The sequence below is a fragment of the Rhodococcus sp. A14 genome (assembly GCF_011603105.1).
GTDB lineage: Bacteria > Actinomycetota > Actinomycetes > Mycobacteriales > Mycobacteriaceae > Rhodococcus_F > Rhodococcus_F opacus.
The window spans coordinates 1-23,153 of the sequence record NZ_JAAOQS010000045.1; the positions used below are offsets into that span (position 1 = coordinate 1).

At 63.8% G+C, this 23,153-nt stretch carries 17 protein-coding genes and 3 pseudogenes; 10 read left to right on the forward strand and 10 right to left on the reverse strand.

The window, feature by feature from the left end:
* The coding region (locus G9373_RS22750) for a helix-turn-helix domain-containing protein (RefSeq protein WP_167116861.1) at nt 1-376 on the reverse strand (376 nt) is incomplete at its 3' end.
* 99 nt (nt 377-475) lie between these two features.
* Between G9373_RS22750 and G9373_RS22755 the strand changes: the two are divergent.
* The 4 genes and pseudogenes from G9373_RS22755 to G9373_RS47715 all read left to right on the forward strand — a co-directional run.
* Nucleotides 476-1,345: pseudogene (locus G9373_RS22755) on the forward strand (IS630 family transposase); the annotation flags it as partial.
* Between the two features lie 682 nt (nt 1,346-2,027).
* Nucleotides 2,028-3,803, forward strand: coding sequence for a group II intron reverse transcriptase/maturase (ltrA, locus tag G9373_RS22760; protein WP_167116864.1), 1,776 nt, complete (start codon nt 2,028-2,030; stop codon nt 3,801-3,803).
* Between the two features lie 93 nt (nt 3,804-3,896).
* Nucleotides 3,897-4,091, forward strand: a pseudogene (locus tag G9373_RS46620) (IS630 family transposase); the annotation flags it as partial.
* 103 nt (nt 4,092-4,194) lie between these two features.
* Nucleotides 4,195-4,710: pseudogene (locus G9373_RS47715) on the forward strand (protein kinase); the annotation flags it as partial.
* Between the two features lie 63 nt (nt 4,711-4,773).
* Here G9373_RS47715 and G9373_RS22770 read toward each other — a convergent pair.
* Together G9373_RS22770 and G9373_RS22775 are read right to left on the reverse strand one after the other, a co-directional pair.
* Nucleotides 4,774-5,445 (reverse strand): SDR family NAD(P)-dependent oxidoreductase, encoded by a 672-nt coding sequence (locus G9373_RS22770; protein ID WP_167116867.1) that lies wholly within the window; start codon nt 5,443-5,445, stop codon nt 4,774-4,776.
* Nucleotides 5,446-5,481: 36 nt separating this feature from the next.
* Nucleotides 5,482-6,396: a helix-turn-helix transcriptional regulator gene (locus tag G9373_RS22775; protein ID WP_167116870.1), complete on the reverse strand. Its 915-nt coding sequence runs from the start codon at nt 6,394-6,396 to the stop codon at nt 5,482-5,484.
* 168 nt (nt 6,397-6,564) lie between these two features.
* Here G9373_RS22775 and G9373_RS22780 point away from each other — a divergent pair, with 168 nt between their 5' ends.
* The 5 genes from G9373_RS22780 to G9373_RS22800 are packed head-to-tail and all read left to right on the forward strand — an operon-like array spanning nt 6,565 to nt 11,369.
* Nucleotides 6,565-7,827, forward strand: a complete 1,263-nt coding sequence (locus G9373_RS22780) for an MFS transporter (protein WP_167116873.1) — start codon at nt 6,565-6,567, stop codon at nt 7,825-7,827.
* Nucleotides 7,828-7,864: 37 nt separating this feature from the next.
* On the forward strand, nt 7,865-8,383 hold the full coding sequence (locus G9373_RS22785; RefSeq protein WP_167116876.1) for a cyclophilin-like fold protein: 519 nt from the start codon (nt 7,865-7,867) through the stop codon (nt 8,381-8,383).
* A gap of 25 nt (nt 8,384-8,408) precedes the next feature.
* Nucleotides 8,409-9,176, forward strand: a complete 768-nt coding sequence (locus tag G9373_RS22790) for an SDR family oxidoreductase (RefSeq protein ID WP_167116879.1) — start codon at nt 8,409-8,411, stop codon at nt 9,174-9,176.
* 25 nt (nt 9,177-9,201) lie between these two features.
* Nucleotides 9,202-10,227, forward strand: a complete 1,026-nt coding sequence (locus G9373_RS22795) for a zinc-dependent alcohol dehydrogenase family protein (RefSeq protein ID WP_167116882.1) — start codon at nt 9,202-9,204, stop codon at nt 10,225-10,227.
* Between the two features lie 29 nt (nt 10,228-10,256).
* Nucleotides 10,257-11,369 (forward strand): alpha/beta hydrolase, encoded by a 1,113-nt coding sequence (locus tag G9373_RS22800; RefSeq protein WP_167116885.1) that lies wholly within the window; start codon nt 10,257-10,259, stop codon nt 11,367-11,369.
* A 580-nt stretch (nt 11,370-11,949) separates the two neighbouring features.
* Here the strand turns inward: G9373_RS22800 and G9373_RS22805 are convergent.
* From G9373_RS22805 to G9373_RS22835, 7 genes are all read right to left on the reverse strand, one after another.
* Complete coding sequence (locus tag G9373_RS22805; protein ID WP_164060177.1) at nt 11,950-13,614, reverse strand: CocE/NonD family hydrolase; 1,665 nt, start codon at nt 13,612-13,614, stop codon at nt 11,950-11,952.
* 1,673 nt (nt 13,615-15,287) lie between these two features.
* Nucleotides 15,288-16,277 carry a PDR/VanB family oxidoreductase gene (locus tag G9373_RS22810; RefSeq protein WP_346842842.1) on the reverse strand — a complete coding sequence of 330 codons (990 nt, stop codon included), beginning with the start codon at nt 16,275-16,277 and terminating at the stop codon, nt 15,288-15,290.
* Between the two features lie 71 nt (nt 16,278-16,348).
* Entirely contained in the window at nt 16,349-17,473 is a 1,125-nt protein-coding gene (locus G9373_RS22815) for an aromatic ring-hydroxylating dioxygenase subunit alpha (protein WP_095870043.1), read from the reverse strand.
* Between the two features lie 82 nt (nt 17,474-17,555).
* Nucleotides 17,556-18,698, reverse strand: coding sequence for an ABC transporter ATP-binding protein (locus G9373_RS22820; RefSeq protein ID WP_167116890.1), 1,143 nt, complete (start codon nt 18,696-18,698; stop codon nt 17,556-17,558).
* Nucleotides 18,688-19,491, reverse strand: coding sequence for an ABC transporter permease (locus G9373_RS22825; RefSeq protein WP_241031764.1), 804 nt, complete (start codon nt 19,489-19,491; stop codon nt 18,688-18,690). Before G9373_RS22825 ends, G9373_RS22820 begins: the two co-directional genes overlap by 11 nt.
* 3 nt (nt 19,492-19,494) lie before the next feature.
* Complete coding sequence (locus G9373_RS22830; RefSeq protein WP_095870041.1) at nt 19,495-20,436, reverse strand: ABC transporter permease; 942 nt, start codon at nt 20,434-20,436, stop codon at nt 19,495-19,497.
* A 4-nt stretch (nt 20,437-20,440) separates the two neighbouring features.
* Nucleotides 20,441-21,475, reverse strand: coding sequence for an ABC transporter substrate-binding protein (locus tag G9373_RS22835; protein ID WP_167116893.1), 1,035 nt, complete (start codon nt 21,473-21,475; stop codon nt 20,441-20,443).
* 311 nt (nt 21,476-21,786) lie between these two features.
* Here G9373_RS22835 and G9373_RS22840 point away from each other — a divergent pair, with 311 nt between their 5' ends.
* On the forward strand, nt 21,787-23,136 hold the full coding sequence (locus G9373_RS22840) for a Zn-dependent alcohol dehydrogenase (RefSeq protein ID WP_206032501.1): 1,350 nt from the start codon (nt 21,787-21,789) through the stop codon (nt 23,134-23,136).
* Nucleotides 23,137-23,153 lie beyond the last annotated feature (17 nt).

The following is a 23,153-nucleotide window of genomic DNA, read 5'->3' on the forward strand; positions in this document are numbered from 1 at the left end:
CCTTCGAGACTCCGACATACTCGGCCATCGTCCGGCAACTCCAATGAGTCTCGCCTTTCGGGCGGTAGTTCTGCGTCAGGTCCACGATCTCGTCGATCTTCTCCTGCGGGATCGAGGGCTTGCGACCACGACCCTTGCGCACCTCGCCCAACCGCGCCATGCCGTCCTCGGCGAACCGTGCCCGCCAGTTCGCCACCGATCCCGGCGATACCGACAACGCCTGCGCGATAGCCGTGTTGGCCACACCCTCGGACGCCATCAACAGTGCCTTGGCCCGCACCACCTCCCGGTGTGCACCCGTCTGCGACCGCGCCAACGACTCGAGCGCAACACGCTGCCCATCGGAAATCTGCAAAGCGGGTACCGGATTCCTCATGCACGGATTCTATCGAATCAATCCATATTTATTTGCGAGACACACCACTAGTGCGGCGTGGGGTAAGTGATTTTACGGTCTTGTTTGAGACAATGAGGCATGCGAGCTGCTCCTTTGGTGTTGCGTGACGGAGATCGGGATGTCCTGACCGCGTTGGCGCGGTCGAAGTCGGTGCGTGCGGATTTGGCGCAGCGGGCGCGGATGATGGTGTTGGCGGCAGACGGGGAGTCGAATGCGCAGATCGCGCGGACGGTCGGGGTCTCGCGGCCGACGGTGATCCTGTGGCGTTCGCGTTATGAGCAGTTCGGGACCGCGGGGCTCGAGGACGAGTTGCGGTCGGGACGGCCTCGGAAGGTCGACCACGCCGCGATTGTGGCCGCGACGTTGGCTCCGCCGCCGAAGAATCTCGGAGTGACGCACTGGAGCAGCCGGTTGCTCGCCGACCGATTGAAGATCAGTAACACCACGGTCGCGGCGGCATGGCGCGAGTACGGTGTCAAGCCTTGGCGCAGTGAGACGTTCAAGTTCTCTACCGACCCGGAGCTGGTCGCCAAGGTCACCGACATCGTCGGGCTGTACTTGAACCCGCCCGACAACGCGATCGTGCTGTGCGTGGACGAGAAGTCGCAGATCCAGGCCCTGGACCGGACGGCACCGATGCTGCCGATGCGGATCGGTTCGGTCGAGAAACGCACCCACGACTATGTCCGGCACGGCACCTCGACCCTGTTCGCAGCCCTGGACATCGCTACCGGGAAGGTCACCGGGCTGTGCAAACCGAGGCATCGTCATCAGGAGTTCCTCGTCTTCCTCAAACACCTCGCCCGCGCCTACCCGGAGCGGGAGCTGCATCTGGTGATGGACAACTATGCCACTCACAAGAAGGCCGAAGTCCGGGCGTGGCTGGCCGAACATCCCCGTATCCATGTGCATTTCACGCCCACCTCGGCATCGTGGATGAATCTGGTGGTGCGACACGAAGTCGCATGAGTACAGCGCAACTCACCGAAGGAGGATCGATGTCGATGGTGTAGTTGCCGGTCCCGTGCGTGGGGGCCGTCCCCGCCTCGGCGTGCGTCGCGGGTAACCGCGGGGTGCGGAGCCCGAGGTGAAAGGCCGAAGGACCCTTGTTCCATCCAGGGGTTACGGGCTGGGGAAGACCGGACGGGTGAATAGCGTGAACCCTCGTCGACGCCTCGTCATGATCACTTCCGCCGATGGGAAGCTTCAGTGGGAGATAGGGACCGGCCGCTGGAAGGCGGCGGGTGCCGCCCGGACGAACTTGGCCGGGCGGGAACGCACCACCGTCCCCGGGGTACAGAGGGCACCCAACCCGGTCGTATCTGTCTGATGTGGAACGTGACAACCCCGTTGTGGTCCAAGGGCGTAGTTGCTCTTGGTAGGCCGACCGTGAGGAAGGCGGAATTCCGCAGCGGGCGCAGGATGGCTCGAGAAGCGAATGCCGGTAGCCGAAAGGCCGCAGGAAACCGGGCACCACTGGTCGGCTCCTCTCCGACGGTGCTCGCATAACTGGCCGGATAGGGGCAGCTGCCCCGACCCGAAAGGGTGCTGACGCGAGCCGGGTGAGCCTGCGACGAATCGATGCTCGACGACGCTGGAACCTCGAGGGGGCAAGTTGGACGCCAGGACGATGCCGGAGACGACTACGGTCGCCGACGGTGACGATCCGGTGAACGGACCCCAGGGCCGAAGCCTCGACTGGGACGCTGTGCGTTGGCGGTCGGTCGAGGAACAGGTACGGCGGCTGCGGCAGCGAATCTTCGCGGCGTCACAGGCAGGGGACCTCAAGAAGGTCCGCAATCTACAGAAGTTGATGTTGCGTTCCCGCAGTAACGCACTGGTTTCGGTGCGGCGGGTGACGGAGGTCAACGCTGGCCGCAAGACGGCCGGGGTCGACGGCAAGGTCGTGGTGACAGCGGAACAGAAGGCCGAACTGGCCGACTGGGTGCAGCACCGGGCCGAACCGTGGTCACCGCAACCCGTCAAGCGGGTGTATGTGCCGAAAAGCAACGGGCGCCGCCGCCCGCTCGGAATTCCCGTGATCGCCGACAGATGCCTTCAAGCGCTGACGGTCAATGCGTTGGAACCCGAGTGGGAGGCCCGGTTCGAACCGAAGTCTTATGGGTTCCGGCCGGGTCGTGGCTGCCACGACGCCATCGTGGCTATCCACACGACGGCGAGTCGCACCGACGCCCAACGTCTGTGGGTGCTCGACGCCGATCTCGCCGCGGCATTCGACCGGCTCGACCACGACCACATCTGTCAGTCGCTGGGGACGTTCCCGGCTCGGGAACTGGTCCGGCAGTGGCTGACGGCGGGTGTGATCGAGGACGGCCGGTTCGCCCCGACCGGGGACGGCGCTCCTCAGGGTGGGGTGATCAGTCCGTTGCTACTGAATGTTGCTCTGCACGGTATGGAGGCCGCCGCCGGAGTCCGATACCACGTCACCGGCACTCGTGCCGGGAAGACAGTGTCGGGGTGCCCGGTGGTCATCCGTTACGCCGATGATCTGCTAGCCCTGTGCTATTCACGTGCACAGGCCGAGCAGGTCAAGGCGCAGCTGGCGGAGTGGTTGGCTCCCAGGGGTTTGGTCTTCAATGAGGACAAGACCCGGATCACGCATCTGGAAGATCAGGGCGTGGACTTTCTGGGGTTCACCATCCGCCGCTTCCGGAACGGGAAGCTGCTGACCAAGCCGAGTGACGATGCGTTGCGGCGGATCCGGAAACGGTTGTCCACCGAGGTGAAGGCTCTACGCGGGGCCAACGCCGATGCGGTGATCGCCAAGCTCAACCCGATCATCGCCGGATGGGCCGCCTACTACCGGATCGGGGTATCCAAACGGGCGTTCAACGCGTTGGACGCCCACGTGTGGAGACTGGTCTACAAATGGGCCCGGTTCTCCCACTCGAACAAGCCGCTGCGCTGGGTGAAGGCCCGGTACTTCGGCACGTTCAACCCCGCCAGGACGGACTCGTGGGTGTTCGGCAGCCGGGAGTCCGGCTTCTACCTCCGCAAGTTCGCCTGGACACCGATTGTCCGGCACCGGATGGTGGCAGGGGCGGCGTCTCCGGACGACCCGGCCCTGGCCGACTACTGGGCCGCGCGACGTCGCCGCAGCAAACCTCCACTGGGCCGAGGCACCCTGCGCCTGCTGCAGGCGCAGCACGGCCGATGCCCGCTATGTCGGGGGCTGCTGCTGCACGCCGAGCACGAGCCGCAAAGCCCACAGGAGTGGGAATTGTGGCTGGTGGCCACCCGCAAGGCGGTCCGCAAACACGCGATCACCGCCACCACGGGGGCTGGCACACCGGACAAACGCACCGCGCCGCATCTCGTACACGCCCACTGCTACCGCCGGGGAACCGGTGATGGCAACGAGCACAGCACTTCTGACGGTCTGTGAGCCTTCAGGGCTTGCTTGAGCCGGTTGCCCGGAAATCGGGCACGGCCGGTTCTGAGGGGGCGGGGGCGCGGCAACGCGTCCCCGCTACCCGACGAGGTGTGGTTCGGGATCATCGAACGTCAGGCCATCCACCGCGGAACCTTCGGTTCCGTCAAGGATCTGACTACCAAGATCCGCGCCTTCATCAACGGATGGAACACCCGCTGCGCGCCGTTCGTCTGGACCAAGACTGCCGACCAAGTCCTTACCAAGGCAAACCGTCAAGATACTTCAACAACAAACCACTAGAGAGCCTTAGAAAGCGCAACAACCATGTTCCACGCACCACCAGCTCGCACACCCCCAAGAGCAATTCCACAGGGTGCACAGTCCCCGAGGAAGTTACGTCGATGCGCGGCGGATCACCACGCAGGCGGTGCCCGACCTGCGTGAGCACGGGATCCCCGACGAAGTGTCCGCGGTGATCGCCCGCGCGATGTCCCGGACCCCCGGTCAGCGCCCGGCCACTGCCGCCGACTTCGGGGAACAGCTGCGAGGGCTGCAACGCGCCCACGGCTTCCCGGTCGACGAGATGGCACTTCGTGCGGAGGCCGATGCGCAGGGGAACGGGGAGCAACCGACCTGGCGCGGCGGGCGATTGTCGCAGCCATCCTCCACGCTGGGCGCGACGGGAAGTCTTCCCCTGGAGCTGACGAGTTTCGTCGGCCGCCGGCACGAGTTGACCGAGGCGAAGAATCTGCTGGCCGGGTCTCGGCTGGTGACGTTGACCGGGATCGGCGGTGTCGGCAAGACGCGGCTGGCGATGCGGGTCGCGTCCGCTGTGCAGCGCGACTACGCCGACGGTGTGCGCCTCGTCGAGTTGGATGAGCTGCGCGACGGGTCATCACTGGTCGATGAGGTGGCATCGCCGACCGCCTGGTGATCTCACCCGCGGCGCTGAGTCGCCACTATCGGTCATTCGGTGGAATACTCACGTGGTCAGGCCGATTCCGCTGACGGTGGCTTGGAAGGGGCCGGGCTGGGCGTGGATGTTCCAGAGCTGATCGGCCAGGGCATCGGGGGCGTAGAGCGGGTCCCCGCCTCCGATTGCGCCGGGGATGATGAGCTGTTTGACGTGAATGTTCTGAGGTGTGAGCGCCTCGTGGAGCATTGCACCATAGGCCGATTCGCCGGCGAAGGCGATCGAGGTGCCCGCCACGTTGGGGTTCGGTGTCGCTGCGCTGGAACCGTTGACGAGAAGGATCGTCCCGCGCCCCAGTTGCCGCATTCCGGGAAGCACTTGTTGGACGGCGGTGACGGGGCCGAGGATGGAGAAGTCGGCGGCCGCGGCGAGGTCGGCGGCCGTCGTCTTCAGGACAGGGCGCAGGAAGTCCTTGCGCGGGACCGGGCTGTACTGCAGTACCTCGATCGGGCCGAGTTCGGAGGCTGCCCGTTCGAGCGCGCCGGCCAGCTTCGGCCGGTCCTGCACGTCTGCGGCGTATCCGCGCGCCTGCACCCCGTGCTCGGCGAGTTCGGCCGCGATTCGGTCGACGTTGTCCTGGGTGCGCGAGATCAGTGCGACAGTGAATCCGTCACGCCCGAAACGTCTGGCCGTTGCCGCGCCGAGCCCTCGGCCGGCCCCGATGATTGCGATGGTCGTCATAATTGTCCTTTCGACAAGGTCGGAGTCGCCGAAGCGCTATTCGCCGGTGGTGAGGGCCGGGTGGTCGGCTGCGGTGGCGGTGAGGGTGGTGGCGGCCCAGTTGGCGAGCAGGGTCATGGCGTCGGCCGACGGGCTGCCGGGTTCGACGCTGTAGAGGGTCAGGACCAGGCCCGGGTCGGCCGGCAGCGGCATTGTTTCGTAGCCGATGGTGATCTCACCCACGACGGGGTGGTGGAGGGTTTTGGTGCCGGTGTAGTGCAGGCGCACATTGTGTTTGGCCCACCGGACCCGGAATTCTTCGCTGCGGGTGGACAGTTCACCGACGAGGTCGGAGATGCCGCGGTCGTATGGGTCGCGTCCGGCGTCGGTGCGCAACAGGTTGACCGCGCCGTCGGCCATCTGGTCCCAATCGGGATAGAACTCGTGTGCGCGAGGGTCGAGGAAGCAGAACCGGACGAAGTTGACCGCCTTGCTGGGATCGGGGTGCAGTTGGTCCGGGTACAGGGGCGAATAGAAGACGTAGGCGAGCTGGTTCGCGGCGACGAGGTCGTGGCGGGCGTTGCGCACGAATGCGGGCCCGGTGTAGCCGTCGAGGAGTCGCTGCACCATCGGCCGCACCGCCTTGGTGCGGCGTGAGCGGACTCGTTGCGGGCTGCTGAGGGCGCTGCGGTGCAGGTCGAACAGATGGGAGCGTTCGGCGTCGTCGAGTTCGAGGGCACGCGCGATGGCGTCGAGCACGGACTCGGAGACGCCGTTGACCTTGCCGCGTTCGATCTGGGTGTAGTAGTCGACCGACAGCCCGGCCAGGGTGGCGACCTCTTGGCGGCGCAGCCCGGGGACACGGCGCTTGGCGGCGTCGTAGACCGGCAGACCGACGTGCTCAGGGGTGATCTTGGCCCGCCGTGACGAAAGGAATTGGCCGATCTCGGCGACTCGGTTGGTGGACTCCATACACCCGAGGCTACGACCCGCGCGTCGGCCGATGCCAGGTGCTGTGAGGGGGGTGCTGCCAGCACCCCCCTAATCTTCGCCTCCCACGCGAGCGGTCAGCGGCGTTGCATGGATGCTGCGAGCACGGAGGTGCTCTGCGACCGAATCCTTCGATATCGACGAGGTGACATGACCACGCAAACAGCTGTCCAACCGAGCACCAGCACCAGCACTGGCCTGCCTGTGCTGGTGTATGTGCTGGCGGCCGGGATCTTCCTGATGGGCACGACCGAGTTCATGGTCGCCGGACTGTTGCCCGACGTCGCCGCGGATCTGGGTGTGGATATCGCCCGGGCCGGGTTGCTGGTCACGGCGTTCGCGGTCGGCATGATCATCGGCCCGCCGGTGATGGCGCTGGCCACGCTGCGGTTGCCCGCCCGGGCGACCTTGATCGGGGCGCTGATGGTGTTCTCCGCCGGGCACGTGGTGGCGGCGGTCAGCGACTCGTTCACCGTCGTCACCGCCTCCCGCGTCCTCACCGCGCTGGCCACCGGCACGTTCTGGGCCACCGGCGCGGTGGTGGCGGCCGCGACCGCCGGACCGGGGGCGAGCGCGCGGGCATTGGCAGTGATGTCGGGCGGAATGAGCCTGGCCGTGGTCGCCGGTGTCCCGTTGGGCACCTTCGCCGGCCAGTTCACCGGGTGGCGGGGCCCGTTCTGGATGCTGGCCGTGCTGGCGGTTCCGGCGATCGTCGCTGTCGTTCGGTTCGCTCCGGGCACCGCGACCGGGAACGCGGTGAGTGTGTCGGCGGGTTCGGAGATCTCGGCAGTGCGGCCGTGGCGGGTGTGGGCGGTGCTGGGTGCGATCATGCTGGCGCAGGCCGGGTTCCTCGGCGCCTACAGCTTCATCAGCCCCCTGCTGACCGACCGCGCCGGCATCCCTGCCGCGCTGGTGCCGCTGGTCCTGGTCGGGTTCGGTGTGGGTGCCCTGGTGGGGACCGCGCTGGCCGGTCGGATCGGCGACCGGTGGCCGCTGGCGACCATCGCCGCGGCGGTGACGGTGACCTCGGTTCTGCTGCTCGTCCTGGCAGCGACCGCGAGCCACTCGGCGATCGTGGTGGGTCTGATCGTTGTCCTGGGCGCCTCCGGGCTCGGGGCGAACCCGGTGCTGATCGCCCAGACCATGCGATTCGCCGGACATACCTCCCGGCTGGCGTCGTCGCTGGCGACCGCTGCCTTCAACCTCGGCACCGCCGCCGGATCGGCGTTAGCCGCGACCACCCTGTCGACGTCACTGGGTGTGGTCGGGCCGGCGGTCCTCGGCGCCGCGATCACGGCCACCGCGCTGATACCGATCGCACTGCTGGCGACCACCCGGGCGCGTCCTGCCGCCGGTAACCCGCCGCCCCGACCCTCCGACGAGACGCTGCGGGTCCCCACGTCCGTGAGCTAGAGCGCGGCTGAACACCGGCATCGACAGGAGAAAACCCATGCGCCCCAGGATCACCGGACTGGTCGTCCTCACGACAGCCGTCACCGCCGTCGCCGTGCTCACCGCCTGCGCGAACACCTCGGACTCGGCCGCGAACAGTTCGCCAGCCACATCACTCACGGCGCACCCTGCAACGTCACAACCTGTTCAGGAAGGACCGTTCACGCAGATTCGGTTGAGGATCGGCGCGTCGGAGGCAACCGCACGACTCTACGACAACGCCACGGCACGAGACTTCGCGTCCCTGCTACCGGTGACGATCACCCTGCACGACCTCGGCGGTCGCGAGAAGGCCGGACCGCTGCCTCGCGAACTCGCCGACGGTGCGGGCCAGAGCAGCTACCGGGCAGGACAACTCGGCTACTGGGCACCCAGCAATGACCTGGCCATCTACTACCGCGAAGACGGGTTCACGATTCCCGATCCCGGGATCGTGATGATCGGCGAGATCGACACCGGACTCGACGCCATCACCCACGCCGACGGCACCGACACCCTCACCATCACCGCAGCCTGACCACCCCAATGAAAGGAACATCATCGTGAACCCGACGTACAACTTCACCGGCCAGGTCGCCTTCGTGACCGGTGCCGGTTCCGGCATGGGACGTGCCACTGCGCGGGCGTTCGCCGAATCCGGTGCCGCGGTGACTCTCGCCGATGTCGACGACGACGCGCTGAACACCGCGGCCACCGAGCTGCGTGACACCGGGCACCAGGTCCTGTCCGTGCACTGCGATGTCTCCGACGAGGCTCAGGTCGCCGCCGCGGTCGCCTCAACCGTCGAAACGTTCGGCCGACTGGACTTCGCCTACAACAATGCCGGAATCCAAGCCCCCGCCACCGATGCCGCCGACGAGCCGGCCGAAACCTTCGACCGCGTCACCGGCATCAATCTGCGCGGGGTGTGGGCCTGCATGAAACACGAACTCGCCCACATGCGCACCCAAGGCTCCGGTGCGATCGTCAACTGTTCCTCCCTCGGCGGCCTCGTGGGGCTCCCCGGCCGGGCCGCCTACCACGCCGCCAAGCACGGTGTCATCGGTCTGACCCGCTCGGCCGCACTCGAATACGCGCCCCGCGGCATCCGGATCAATGCGATCTGTCCCGGCACCATCGAAACCCCAATGGTCACCGACATGATCGCCTCCGGCGACCTCGACCCCGACGAAGCCGCCGCCAACCAACCCATCGGCCAGTTGGGCACCGCCGACGAAATGGCCGCCGCCGTGCTGTGGCTGTGCAGCCCCGGCGCCAGCTTCGTCGTCGGCGTCGCCCTGCCCGTCGACGGCGGCTACACCGCCCGCTGACCCCCAACGACCGAAGAGGACCACCATGCGTGGAGTAGTGATGTATGCCCCCGGCGATGTTCGCGTCGTCGAGCGGCAAGACCCGAAGATCATCGAGCCGACCGACGCGATCATCCGGATCACCGCGACCTGCATCTGCGGATCCGACCTGTGGCCGTACCGGGGTGTGGAACCGGTCGATCACACCCTGATGGGACACGAGTACGTCGGCGTCGTGGAGGACATCGGTGCCGCCGTGCAGACCGTGTCGGTCGGTGATTTCGTCGTCGGGTCGTTCGCCATCTCCGACAACACCTGCGAAATCTGCCGCGCCGGTTACCAATCCCGTTGCGTACACGGCTCCTTCGTCGCCGGAGACATCGGCACCCAAGCAGAGAAGGCCCGCATCCCCCACGCCGACGGAACCCTGGTGGCCACGCCCGGTCAGCCGGAGAAGGACCTGGTTCCCTCGCTGCTGGCGGCCTCGGATGTCCTCGGGACGGGCTGGTTCGCCGCCGTCGCCGCGGAGGCCGGACCCGGTAAGACCGTGGCCGTGGTCGGTGACGGTGCCGTCGGACTGATGGGTGTGCTCGCCGCCCAACAGCTCGGCGCCGAACGGATCATCGCCATGTCCCGGCACGCCGACCGCCAAGGGTTGGCCCGCCAGTTCGGTGCCACCGACATCGTGGAGACCCGCGGCGACGAGGGTGTCGCCGCGATCAAGGAACTCACCGACGGGCTCGGCGCACACAGCGTCATCGAAGCCGTCGGCACCGAGGAATCGATGCTGCAGGCCATCCGCTCGACCAGGCCCGGCGGGCACGTCGGCTACGTCGCCGTCTCCCACGACGGTGTCACCCTGCCCGCCGACCAACTGTTCTTCGCCGAAATACACCTGATGGGCGGCCCCGCACCGGTCCGCCGCTTTCTGCCGGAGCTGATCGACCTGATCTGGCGCCGCGAGATCGATCCCGGCAAGGTCTTCGACCTCACCCTCCCGCTGGACCAGGCGGCCGAGGGCTACCAGGCGATGGACGAGCGCCGTGCCGTCAAAACGCTGCTCACCCTCTGACACGACACACCACAAGGAGCACAACAACGATGAACACCCCCCGCACACGGCGAGGCACTCACCGCTCAAGGAAGCTGGCCGGCGCCGGTATTGCCACGCTCGCCGTCCTGGCCGCCTCGGCCTGCTCGGCCGCCGACTCGCCCACCTCATCGGCAGCTCCTGCCTCGCCGGTCCCGAACCTGGCCTCCGGTGATCTGTCCCAAGGCGCCGACAACTTCTACACCAGCGACCAGGTCACCATGGAGAAGGTGACATTCAAGAACCAGTACCGGATGGACGTCTCCGGCAACCTGTTCGTCCCCAAAAACCTCGACCGCAACACCAAGAACGCCGCCATGGTGGTCGGGCACCCGATGGGCGCGGTCAAGGAGCAGAGCGCCAACCTCTACGCCACCAAGATGGCCGAGCAGGGTTTCGTGACGCTCTCGCTGGACCTGTCGTTCTGGGGTGACAGCGCCGGCGAGCCCCGCAACGCCGTCGCCCCCGACATCTACACCGAGGACTTCAGCGCCGGCGTGGACTTCCTGCGCACCCAGTCCTTCGTCGACACCGAACGCATCGGCGCGCTCGGAATCTGCGGCAGCGGCAGCTTCGTCATCAGCGCCGCGAAGATCGACCCCCGCATCAAGGCCGTCGCCACGGTCAGCATGTACGACATGGGCGGTGCCACCCGCAACGGGCTGGGCCACTCGGTCACCCTCGATCAGCGCAACGCCGCCCTGGCGCAAGCCGCAGCCCAGCGAGACGTCGAATTCACCGGCGGACCCACCGAATACACCGGCGGCACAACCGAACAGCTGACCGATCAGTCCGGCCCGATCGAGCGCGAGTTCTACGACTTCTACCGCACCGCGCGCGGGAACAGCCCCGACACCACCACCCAGCCGACGCTGTCGAGCAACGTCAAGTTCATGAACTTCTACCCCTTCAACGACATCGAGACCATCTCGCCCCGCCCGATGCTGTTCATCGCCGGCGAAGACGCGCACTCGCGCGAGTTCACCGAAGAGGCCTACCGCCTCGCCGGTGACCGCAAGGAACTGGTGATCGTGCCCGGTGCCGGTCACGTCGACCTCTACGACCGGGTCGAGATGATCCCCTTCGACAAGCTGACCGAGTTCTACACCCAGAACCTCACCTAACGGGTGGGCGGGCAGTGACCGGACCCGGTTGAGTGCTCGTACCCCCACAGAGGACCCACCGAGATGCCGGCGTGCACCGACTACGCACGCCGGCATCTCCCCATCGCCATCAAACCTCGACGGGTGATGCCAGGGACACCGAGACGCATCCACAGGCGCACGGACAGAACCGTTCTCGCTATGACACGCCTACACCGCACCGCGGTTGCCGAACCGGGGTTCGGATATCGGACGGAAGGACACCGATGACTGGGAACAGTGCCGACAACAATGAACGAGCGGGAACGATCGCGATCGGGCTGGCCATCGCGATCACCGCCCTCCTGACATACCTGGAGGCACTGGCCTGTTGACTGCTCAGGTCGGCCCTCTCACGACCCGAGCCTTAGCGGGCTCTCGCCTACGCAAGGCACCGTAGGCCGCAAGTAGTCCGCTACACGGGGTGCAGCTAGCGGCTGGCTCCGAGTCAGCTCGTTCGGCTGCGACGCCGACACCAGCATCGACGGAGACAGCGTCATCATCGGGGAGAACGTCATCGGTGAAAGAGGGAGATGTCGTCGGGGTCGCCCCCCGACATGCCCTAGCAGTGATTCTCAGAGGAGGACCACTCTACCGGGATGACTGCGCCGTGACTGCCTGACGTTGCTCTTGCAGTTGATGTCTCAAAACATCGATAAGGGAGCAGAGGAAGGTTAACCGCAGAAGGGTCATCCGCCGACCACTCGATGTCGAAGATGCCACCAGCGAGCGAAGCCCGCTGAGGATCATTCGGCCGGCACGGGAGTAGCACTCCCACACCGCCGTCGATGTCGCAATCCTGGGCGGAGGGTTGAGTGGTGAATCGGATGCGCAGAGCGTGCCCAGGCTCGACCGACCAAAGATTCGGGTGCAACGGAATACTGAACAGTTGCTGCTGTCCCGGCGTCAGGTACGTATCTTGAGACTGGGTGGCGTAGGGCCGAATGAGTGTCCCGTTGCTGTCGCGCCACGTGTGATCGGAATCTAGAGCACTCTGGCTGCCGAGAACGACACCGAAAGTGATCGGAATTTCAGTGCCGTCTGGCGCGACGTCCAAAAGAGTCGCTATCAGTGCGAGATTCGTGGTGTTGGTTCGGGCGAAGACCTCGACACTTGAGGGACCGGCTAAAGTCACGCCATTGGTGAATGGTGCTGTCGTAAAATTCAGAACTCCATCAGATTCGGTTGGGGGCGTCCAAGCAATCGTTTCACGCCCCGGGGTGGTCGCGAGGCCGTTCGCCAAGGTGGCGGCTGGGCCAAGGTAGAACGGGTCATAATCGGAGTCCAATGGGTAGGACGCCGCGTTAATCCAGCGTTCGCTTCCCTGCTCGTACAGATGCATAGGCTGCTCCGTGCGGTCGATGCCAGTCGCCTCATCCTTGAGCCAAGTGTCGTACCATCTCAGCATGACGGCAGGGTCCAGACCTTCAGTGTGGTGCCAAGGGCCTACGATCAGCTGGTACTTTCCCGATGCCGAGTCAGAGAAAGCAGGACCGTTGGTTGACTCCACGCGGACAGCTGCATTCTGCATTGCCGCATACATTTCCAAGGCTCCACGTCGCCCGACATCACTCCAGCCCGTCCACAAAAGCGTCGGAATGTCGTTATCGACGATCTTTGTTGCATAGCCAATCGGCTGGCGTTCTTGCCAGAACTCGTTGTAGGCGGCCGGCCCACCCGTGCGCAAATCGTTTGCCACTACACCGAAAGCATCTCGGGCGGAAGGCTGGTTCCCTACGAACTCGCCCATTTGATCATAAAGGACCGAATCACCTGTCGGAATACCTCCTACAAGCGACATCTCGCGAATGTAGTCCCATCCAGTGCACGCCGGGATGATGGCCTTTAGAGGCGAGCCCTTACCAACCATGCCGGCTGTGGCAATCAGTGCCATGCCAGGGTAGGAACAGCCGTAGCCGCCCACCGCGCCATTAGAGCCGTCCAATTTTCGCGCCGCCCACTCGACGATCTCCACACCGTCGGCAGCATCGCGCCCGGAAAAGAGTCCAAAACTACCGCCCGAGTCTTGGGTACCTCGGATCGAAACACTGGCAAAGATGTATCCATGCTGTGTGAATAGTTTGCCGTGTTCGACCGCATACGGCTCGGTATCGGGAGCGTACGGCGTAATATTCACTATTACGGGAAAAGTTCCCGGAGCGCGTTCTCCGGTAGCCACATCTGCTGGATATTTGACGGTCGCGTCGAGGACGACACCGTCATCCATTCGCACCGGAATGTTGCCGGAAACGACCTGTCCGTACGTCGCAGGGCCCAGTTCCCAACCTTCTCCAGACGAAGGCGTCTTGAGGGGGCCCTCGGAGGATTCCGCAGTGCACCCTACGGCAACACTGGCGAGGACGACAACCACACTGAGACACAGTCTCATACGCCGCGGACTGGGGAATTTCACTCGGCGATCCTCTCGCGATTGATGTGTCGGTCGAGCCGATTCCGGCGACGGCGGTCGAGCGCATGTCGAGGAACGACTGAAGCGTGGAAAACCGGAAGGCCGAGGGGCATCAGCCGCATCTTGCCAATCGATTGGTGCCGACTTTACCGCCGCAAAGGCGCCCGCAGCAAGGCTCCGCGTTGACTCATCGGAAATCCCGCGTAGGTCCATTCGTTGCCTCACCTGATAATGCCCGCGTAGCGGCGTGTCGGTCGGGAGTTCGGGTGGTGGCGGTAGGGCCGGATGATGGGACTGTCGAGGGCCGAGCGCAAAGCGGTGCCGAAGACGATCGCGACCCGCTACACGCGGGCCGACAAGGTCGCCAGGGAATCATCCTCGACGAACTGTGTCGCACGACCGGCTGGAACCGTGACCACGCTCGCATAGGTACTACATACGGTGTTGATCCCTCGCGTCGTCACAGCACGCGCACCTCGGCCCGCAATATACGGACCGAAGGTCATTGCGGCGCTGGTATTCTGATGGGCGGTTCTGGGAATGCCCGCCGGCAAGCGCCTGGCACCGACACTGCCCGAGTTGGTACCACTGTTGCGTCGGTTCTCCGAACTCGCGATCGACGACGACACGGTAACGCTTGGGCGGTTGTCTGATAGTGGCTTCACCAGTCGCGGCGGCGCCGGAGAGGTTCCCGCAACAGCTCGCGCGACCCTCGGGCGAAGACATGGGTGGCCCGTTCACGAGAGCTACCGGAAGGGACTGACGCAGAGCCCGCGCCCTATGTCGAGCAGAAGGCTTGGCCGCGAATCATAAGCGCACACAGAGATTGTGGCCAGAGGAAGGCTTGAGACGTCCGGTCAAAGTTCGCTAGAAACGCCGAATCGGCGAGGGTCGCAATCAACGGTTGCGGGCCACGGATCCGGACCAGATGTGGGCGTTGGACTTCCAGGTCGATACCACGGTCGGCGGCCGACAGGTGCGGTTCCTCCATATCATCGACGAGTTCACCTCAGAGGCCCTTGCGACGCAGGCGTTTCGGTCCTGCAGCACCAATCAGTTGATCGAAGTGCTCAAGCCGGGTACGCCTCGGGTGATCGGAACTCGAGCGATCCCTGTGGTCGGTAACTGTTGTACTCGAGCCTCCAATCGTCAACAAGGGCCTGCTCCTCGGTCAGCGAATGGAACACCTCGCAGGCGAGGAATTCGTTGGAATTGAGAATGGGGCCCAGTCATGTCCTCTATAACTTCATCGTGGCGGAGACTTTCCTCGCCGCCGACGTCGATGCACACGAGTTCTGGACAGTGCAGACTCAATCATCCGTGACATGAGTTCGCGCGCGGAATTGGGCAATTCTCGAAACTCGCCGGATGTACACGACGTGCGTCCCCGACGATGGACGCTCGGTCCGCATACACGGGAGTAGCCCCTCTGCACCGGGGTGCCCGACGACGATCATCGAACACCCCGGCACGCCACAGGACTCCAAGTCTTAGAGATCCAGCACCAACCGCGTATCGTGACAACGCGAGACACAGATCATCATGGTGTCGTTCGCTTCCTTCTCCTCGTTTGACAGGAGTGAGTCACGGTGGTCGACGCGCCCCGCCAGAACAACGGTTTCGCAGCTTCCGCACGTGCCCTCGCGGCACGTGAACGCTGGCGCCAATCCATCCGCCTCAAGAGCTTCCAGTACGGAACGCCCCGCAGGCACGATAACGGTGCGGTCACTGCGCTCAAGGCGAACCTCAAATTGGGTGTCCAGGGCATTCTCGATGACTTTGGGACTGAACCGCTCCGAATGGGGCGCTGCCCTTCCCTGATGCGAGCATGCCGCCTCAAGGGCCGTCAACAGCGGCTCGGGGCCGCATGCGTACACCTCCGCACCCCGTGGCGTGTTCGACAGAACTCCGTGGAGATCGAGCAGTCCGAACTCGTCTTGTGGCTGGAGGACGACCCGGTCGCCGTATGCCGCCAATTCGTCCCTGTAGACCATAGAGGCCCGAGTCCGACCCCCGTACAGCAACTTCCAGTCTGATCCGGTTCGCTCAACGCTGGCGATCATCGCTAAAATCGGGGTGATGCCGATCCCGCCGGCGACGAAGAGATAGCTTTCCGCGGGAACCAATTCAAAGTGATTCCGCGGTGCGCGGACTATCAGCTCGCGCCCCGGAACCGCAATGTCGTGAAGCAGTTGCGATCCGCCGCGACCATCCGCCACCCGCAGAATCGCAATGCGATACCTATCGCGATCGCGGGGGTCACCGCACAACGAATACTGCCTAGTCACAGAATCGCTGATAACGACGTCGATATGAGCGCCGGGCCCCCATGCCGGCAACCCGTCGGTACCTGGCGCCGGCGTAAGGGTGAGGGCTATGACGTCGTCCGCGACATCTAGACGCTCGTTCACCAGCACCGCCATATCGGACGTGCGGTCAGCACGGGCAGGCTTCACCGTGACACCTCCGCTGTCGCTCACCAGTTCACCATCGCTCTCATAACGTGACACGGACGTGCGCCGAGGCGTGCGTGAGCACGCCTCGGCCACGACTATCGCCCAATCGCCTCGAGGTATAGCCGCTTGAAATTGCGGTTGATGGTCTCGTAGACATCGTTGTAAGGACCAGGCTCGTATGCGGGAGACTTGAGGCCACGCTGGATCAACTCACACAGGTCGTCATCCTGTTGACGGGTGACAATGCCGACTTCGCGCAGATGCGCGAGGTCGTAGTCGACGCCCTCGATTGCGTCTGCGTTCACAAGGCCGATGACGCGGGACTCGGTCGTCGTTGGGGTAAGTGGCTTGTAGGTCGTAATTTTGACAAAGTCGGGCAGGACGACCATCTCCAGCGAACCCGTGTGCCAAGACACGTACGAGGCTTGGGTCGGCGGGCTGTCGGGATCGCCGAGCATCTTCTTGACACCGAACTTGCCGTCGATCGTCAACGACTCGTCCAGGAGCGGGTAGTTATCGGTCCAGTCGAAGTCCCCGTCGGGGATCGTGTCCCCGAGCGGCCCGTCGCGCTCGACGCGAACTACCTTACTGACCTCAGGATGGTTCACAGCACAGTGATAGCACTCTAAGCCATTCTCCCACAGCACTTTCCAGTTGCAATTCAGAATCTTCTTCACGTCCCATGCCACCCGAGTGTGCTCGAGCCTGTACTGGCTCAGATCTGCTGCGGCGAGATGCTCCGCGACGGTGGTTTCCGGGTTTTCACTGAAATTGACGAACACCAGACCAGCCCAGACGTCCACTGCTGCCCTCTTTAGCGGATAGGCGGACTTGTCGAAGTCAGCATGCATGCGAGGCGCGGACATGAGCTTTCCGTCATGATCGAAGGACCACGCATGGTACTGACACACGATGGCACGCTTGCAGTTCCCTTCCTCCGCATCCACGAGGCGTGATCCCCGGTGACGACAGACATTGTGAAGGGCGTTCAGGTCACCGGAACGATTTTTGGTCACGATCACCGAGTAGTCGACGAAGTCGAACTTGATGAAGTCACCCGGGTTTGCAAGCTGCGATATGTGCCCGACATAGTGCCACCGCTTGAGGAAGAATGTGTCCAGTTCCCGCTGGAACCAGTCCGGGCTGACATAGGCATCACGCGGTAAACCAACGTTCGGCAGATCCTTGATTGCAATTTCTGAAGACGCGGTAATAGTCATCGTTCAGTCCTTTCGTGCACCAGTGTGCAGTATGTTCATGGTCCACACCCCAATCAGGGGCAGAGCCCTCTCCCGATCACGGTCAGGTGAGGGCGGGCGTCGCCAGTTCCCGCTCCGCGCTGCTCTGCGCATCCGGCAGAAGCGTTGCAGCACCGAAGTCCCACGAGATGGTGACGTCGTCGCCGCGGCGAAGCTGATCGCCGGTCACCGCAGGCTCTCGCACCGTGATCCGGCCGTGCCCCGGAACATCGATTTCCAAGCGGCGGGTGGCGCCGAGGTAGACAAGATCCGCCACCACGCCCGGCAGCGAGCATCCGTCGGAGGCATTCGTGCAGTTCGAAGCGCCGACTCGGCAGACCTCCGGTCGCAGGAGGAAGGACGCCGACACTCCGATCGGAGCATCCGTTCTTTCGACGCGAACTCGTGAGTCGCCGATAGCGACGACAGCCTCATTGCCGATGTCCTCAGCGGGTCCGGTGAAGATGTTCGACTCACCGAGGAAGTTCGCCACGAAACGGCTGGCCGGCCGACGGTACAGGGTTTCACCCGTGTCGCACTGCTCGATCCTGCCCTCGTTGAACACCGCGATACGATCCGACAGCGTCAGCGCCTCTTCCTGATCATGCGTGACGAGCATGATGGTGACGCCAAGCTCTCGGTGAATGCGGCGGATCTCCCCTTGGAGGGAGTCACGCAGCTTCTTGTCCAGTGCGCCGAGCGGTTCGTCCATGAGGAGAATCGGAGGGTCGAATACCACGGCCCTGGCTAGGGCGACTCGCTGCTGTTGACCGCCAGAGAGCTGCTTCGGGTAGCGATCACCGAACTCTCGGAGATGCACGAGATCGAGTGCCTGACCGACCTTCTCCTTGATCTGTGCCCGAGTCATCTTCCGCCGCTTGAGTGGGAAGGCGATGTTCTCCGATGCCGTCATATGCGGGAATAGAGCATAGTTCTGAAAAACCACGCCGATGTTGCGACGATGCGGCGGACGAGAGCTGATCGACTCTCCTCCGAGCAGGATCTCTCCCGCTGTCGCTGGAGTGAAACCGGCGATCATGCTGAGCGTCGTCGTCTTTCCGGACCCACTGGGGCCCAGCAGGGTGACAAACTCGCCCGGCTTAATGGACAGATCGACCGACTTGACCACGCCATTCTTGCCGTAGTTTTTGCTGAGGCCTACGAGGTCAAGGGCAACGCCCGCCCCGCTGTGCGTTTCAGACCGCATTCTTCTTACTCCTTGTGATACGTACGGCGATGACAGCAAGGAACAGCGCCACAGTCACGCCGCTCGCCAACGCTGATGCTGCAGCGATTGTCGGATCCGAGTCCCTTGCGACGCTCGAATACATCTGGACCGGAAGGGTGGTTTGAAGCGGCGAGGCGAGAAAGATCGACACGAGGGTTTCGTTGAAGGACCCCAGGAAGGCCAGCAAAGCGCCCGTCGCCACACCGGGCAGGATGATTCTGAGCGTCACCAGCATGAAAGTCGTCACCGGCGGTGCGCCGCACGAGGCCGCAGCCTGTTCGAGGCTTCGATCCAGACTCTGTAGTGAAGAGGTCACGCTGATCACCACGAACGGCAGCACGAGCACTACGTGAGCCAGAACGAAACCGAGGACAGTGCCGGAGATCCGCCACTGGAGGAACATCGAGTACATTCCGATGCCGGCGACGACAGCGGGAACAACGGTGGGAAGGAGAATGATCGACTGGATACCTGCGACCAGACGCCGCGACTTGGACCGATGGAGCCCCAGCGCAGCTATAGTGCCTAGGACTGTCGCCAGGACCATGACGATGGTGGCTGTTTGCAGGGAGTTCAAAAAGGCGTTGTACCACTTGGCGTTCTGGAAAAAGTTCTCGTACCACTGCAGTGACCATCCAGGAGGCGGGAACACAAAGCTTCCCGCGCTCGTGAAGCTCACGATCGTCACGACGACGATCGGCGCCACAATCCATACGAACACGATGGCTGCCCAGACGGCCAGCAGAAACCTGCTTGGAGCTATGCGCGACACGAATTAACTCTCCCTCGAGTCGGTGCCCAGGGACGTGATTGCCGGCCCGACGAACCGTCTTCCTGCGAGCAACAGAACCGCGGTGGCCACGATCATGACTGCAGCTATGGCACCGCCACGACCCCAGGACAACAGCGTGCTGATTTGTGTATAGAGGAACTGTGACAGAAGTACCTGGTTGGGCGATCCCAGTAGGTCCGGGGTGACGTAGAAGCCGAGCGAGATGACGAAGACCAAGAGGCTTCCCGCCAGAACCCCCGGAATCGAGAGCGGAAAATACACCTTCAAGAATGCGACGGCAGGACGAGCGCCCAGGGTGTGTGCGGCACGCACAAGACTCATGTCGATTCTGCTCATCGTCGCATACAGCGGCAGCACCATGAACGGAAGCATCGCCTGAATCATCGCGATGGTCGCGCCGGGTACCGATCCCGAGAGTTGCAGCTGTTCCAGCCCCAGAGAACGACCGAGCTGGTCCACCGGTCCATTGTCCTGCAACAGGATCACCCAGGCGAACGTCAATGCCACGGGCGACGAACAGAACTGCACCAGAACCACACCGAGGAGAACCGTTCGCCACATCGGCTTCGCGACGGTGATGAGGTAGGCGTAGGGGTAGGCGATCAGGAGGCATCCGATCGTGATCGCCACACCTGTGACCAAAGTTCGGACAAGAATGGTGACGTTCACTGATTCGCCGAGAAACCACGTGAAGTTGTCGAATCCGCCGACCTGGGGAGCCTGGAAATCCGTGAAGCCCCGCCGCAGCGCCTCGAACGTCGGCCAGGCGAAGAGCACCGTGATCATCGCCAACGCCGGTAGCGCCAGCCAGAGCCAGTCCGATGGCAGCCTCCTGCGGTGCTTGGGTCGCGACGACGATTCCCCTTCGCCGTTGGGTCGAGCGTCGCTGGAGTGGCGACCGTCGACGTCAGCTGTAAGTGTCATGGCGTCAGCCCGCCTGCCAGGTAAGCCATGCCTGGTCAACTCGGTCGTTATTCTCGCTCCACCACTTCATGTCTACGATGTGCGTGTCATCCAGATGGCCGGACTCTGTCGCAGAGAACTTCCTGCCGAGCTCGTCCAGTTCGACACTGGAGCCTTCGACGGTCGGTGCGTACGGAACTGCTTCCGCCAACTGCTCCTGTGGCGCGGGCGTCGCGATGTAGGAGAGGAACTTCTGTGCCGCCTCCTTGTTGGGAGCCCCCTTTGGGATGGTGAGCTGATCCGTTGCTCGCATCGCGGTGTTCCACACGGGCGCGTACGGTGCGCCGTCCTTCGCGGCGGTATGCGCCCGGCCGCTATATACCAACGCCATCGCAACCCCGCCCGAGTTGAGCTGCTCGGTCGACTGGGCAGTCGTCCCGTACCACGAGACGTCGTTCCGCAATGTGGCCAACTTCGCCATCGCGCGCTCGTAGTCGAGTGGGTAGAGATTCTCGGGCGCGACACCGTCTGCCATGAGAGCAAGCTCTAGCTGTCCTGGCACTGCATAATCCCACATCCCCCGCTTACCCGGGTACTTCGCGGTGTCGAAGAAGTCCGCAATCGAGGTGGGTGGATTGTTGCCGAATAGGTCCTCGTTGTAGACCATCACGAACGATTGCTGCAGCACCGGCAGCCCGCAGTCGCTGAAGATCAGATCCGGATCGATCTGTGACATGTCGACAACGGTCCGGTCAATCGGTTCGAGCAGTTCACCACATTTGGCGACAGCGACGTCGGTAGCCACCTGTACGACGTCCCAGGAAACGTTGCCCGACTGCACCATTGCCTGAAGCTTGGCGTAATCGGTCGGCGAGTCCTGAACCACCGTGATGCCGTTCTGCTCCGCGAACGGATCGGTCCAGTACTGCTCCTGAAGCGCCTGACCGTCGCCCCCCCACGACACAAATGTCATCGCATTTTCCGCTCCAGGCGACGCGCCACACGCGGTGAGTAGAGCAACGCTCCCGGCGAACGCTGCTGCAGAGATAGGCTTCTTCATGTTTCTTCTCCTGTCGACGCTGCGGGATGGCCCGCCGGTGGGGTGACCGTCGCGTCCGCGGTTACTGGGGGATGCTCACAACGCAGTGCAATTTGGTCGGACTCTCGCCTGTCCAGGTGTGGCGGCGTTCATCCTCATCACTGATCGCGTTGCCAATCGATTGGTATCGACCATAGCTGTGATGTGTGTCGCACACAAGTCCGAGAGTGAGTGTTTACGTGGACGCAATTGAAGCTGAGCTAATGAAACAGTTCTGCAACAGATGCTCCCCCGCCCTCAGTCTCGCCGGCGCGTCACTTTCGTCCTTAGATATGTCCGCAACAACCGACACCTGGAGCCGAACGCCGCGCGAAATTTGCGCGCTGCCGCAGCTGCAGCCGCGTGTGACATCCCAAGATCCAAGGCTGTTGATTCGCTACGCAATCCGATGCTCAACCATCGACTGCAGCGTGGCCTTCAGGTATCGTTCCAAACGATTGGCAAGGGTTGGCCATCGTTTCCCGAATCCCCTCTGGAGCCCGCCCTGTCATCCTCGACTGCCATCTCGACGAAGGACAATCATGAACTCGATTACGGCCAACGCGCTCGTGTTCACTGCCCAAGGGAACCTCGAACTAGACGTCGTGGACATCCAGGCGCCGGGCCCGGGCGAGATCCGCGTGCGGCTGAAGGCCAGCGGCGTGTGTCACTCCGACCTGCACGTCGCCAACGGAGACTGGGGCTCAAAGGTTCCGACGGTTCTCGGCCATGAGGGGGCCGGAATTATTGAATCGGTCGGCCCCGGAGTATCCCCAGACCGAGTCGGGGAGCACGTCGCACTGTCCTGGTTCGCTCCCTGCCTCAAGTGCAAGTACTGCGTCAGCGGTCGGCAGTGGGCGTGCCGCGACACCACCGCCAACGACGCGGTTATGGCGGACGGGACCACCCGCATCCGCCGAGCAGGTGCCAGCATTCACGCCTTCCTCAACGTCGGCAGCTTTGCCGAGTACGCGGTGGTGCCGGAGTCCGGCGCCATTACGATCCCCGCCGAGCTTCCGTTCGAGATCGCCGCACTCATCGGGTGTGCTGCAACCACCGGAATCGGGGCGGTGCTCAATACAGGCAAAGTGCCGGCGGGGAGTTCCGCCGCGGTTGTCGGATGTGGAGGTGTCGGACTATCGGTGGTGATGGGCCTTGCACTTGCCGGCGCCAACCCGATCATTGCAGTCGACATGTCCGACGAGAAGTTGGCAGCAGCCAAGGCGGTCGGTGCAACGCACGTCATAAATGCCGCCGACGGAACGGTCGTGGAGCAGATTAGGGAGTTGACCGACGGCGGCGTCGAGTACGCCTTCGAGGCAGCGGGGCGGGTGGACACCGCCGAGCAGTGCGTGTCGATGACATGTGCCGCAGGAACCGCAGTTCTGGTGGGCATGCCATCGGGCGGTACGGCCCTGCCTTTGAACCTGCTCGACGTGACCCTCAACGGCAAGTCGGTCGTGGGATGCAGCTACGGCGGTTCCACCCCGTCCCTTACCTTCCCGATGCTGGCGGAACTGTACATGTCGGGTCGGCTTCCCCTGGACAAGCTGGTGGGACGTCGGATCGAGCTCGGCGACGTGCCGCATGCGTTCGAGGAGATGAAGGTCGGACGCGGCCTCCGCTCGGTCGTCTGCTACTGATCTGCAGAGCTCGAGTA

Excerpts from the sequence above, each read along its gene's own strand:
- G9373_RS22805 (WP_164060177.1), bottom strand. The coding sequence starts at position 13,614 with ATGGATGACGGTGTCGTCCTCGACGCGACCGTCAAATATCCAGCAGAT.
- G9373_RS22780 (WP_167116873.1), top strand. The coding sequence starts at position 6,565 with ATGACCACGCAAACAGCTGTCCAACCGAGCACCAGCACCAGCACTGGC.
- G9373_RS22785 (WP_167116876.1), top strand. The coding sequence starts at position 7,865 with ATGCGCCCCAGGATCACCGGACTGGTCGTCCTCACGACAGCCGTCACC.
- G9373_RS22830 (WP_095870041.1), bottom strand. The coding sequence starts at position 20,436 with ATGACACTTACAGCTGACGTCGACGGTCGCCACTCCAGCGACGCTCGA.
- ltrA (WP_167116864.1), top strand. The coding sequence starts at position 2,028 with ATGCCGGAGACGACTACGGTCGCCGACGGTGACGATCCGGTGAACGGA.
- G9373_RS22775 (WP_167116870.1), bottom strand. The coding sequence starts at position 6,396 with ATGGAGTCCACCAACCGAGTCGCCGAGATCGGCCAATTCCTTTCGTCA.
- G9373_RS22770 (WP_167116867.1), bottom strand. The coding sequence starts at position 5,445 with ATGACGACCATCGCAATCATCGGGGCCGGCCGAGGGCTCGGCGCGGCA.
- G9373_RS22840 (WP_206032501.1), top strand. The coding sequence starts at position 21,787 with ATGTCCGCAACAACCGACACCTGGAGCCGAACGCCGCGCGAAATTTGC.
- G9373_RS22835 (WP_167116893.1), bottom strand. The coding sequence starts at position 21,475 with ATGAAGAAGCCTATCTCTGCAGCAGCGTTCGCCGGGAGCGTTGCTCTA.
- G9373_RS22820 (WP_167116890.1), bottom strand. The coding sequence starts at position 18,698 with ATGCGGTCTGAAACGCACAGCGGGGCGGGCGTTGCCCTTGACCTCGTA.
- G9373_RS22815 (WP_095870043.1), bottom strand. The coding sequence starts at position 17,473 with ATGACTATTACCGCGTCTTCAGAAATTGCAATCAAGGATCTGCCGAAC.
- G9373_RS22795 (WP_167116882.1), top strand. The coding sequence starts at position 9,202 with ATGCGTGGAGTAGTGATGTATGCCCCCGGCGATGTTCGCGTCGTCGAG.
- G9373_RS22800 (WP_167116885.1), top strand. The coding sequence starts at position 10,257 with ATGAACACCCCCCGCACACGGCGAGGCACTCACCGCTCAAGGAAGCTG.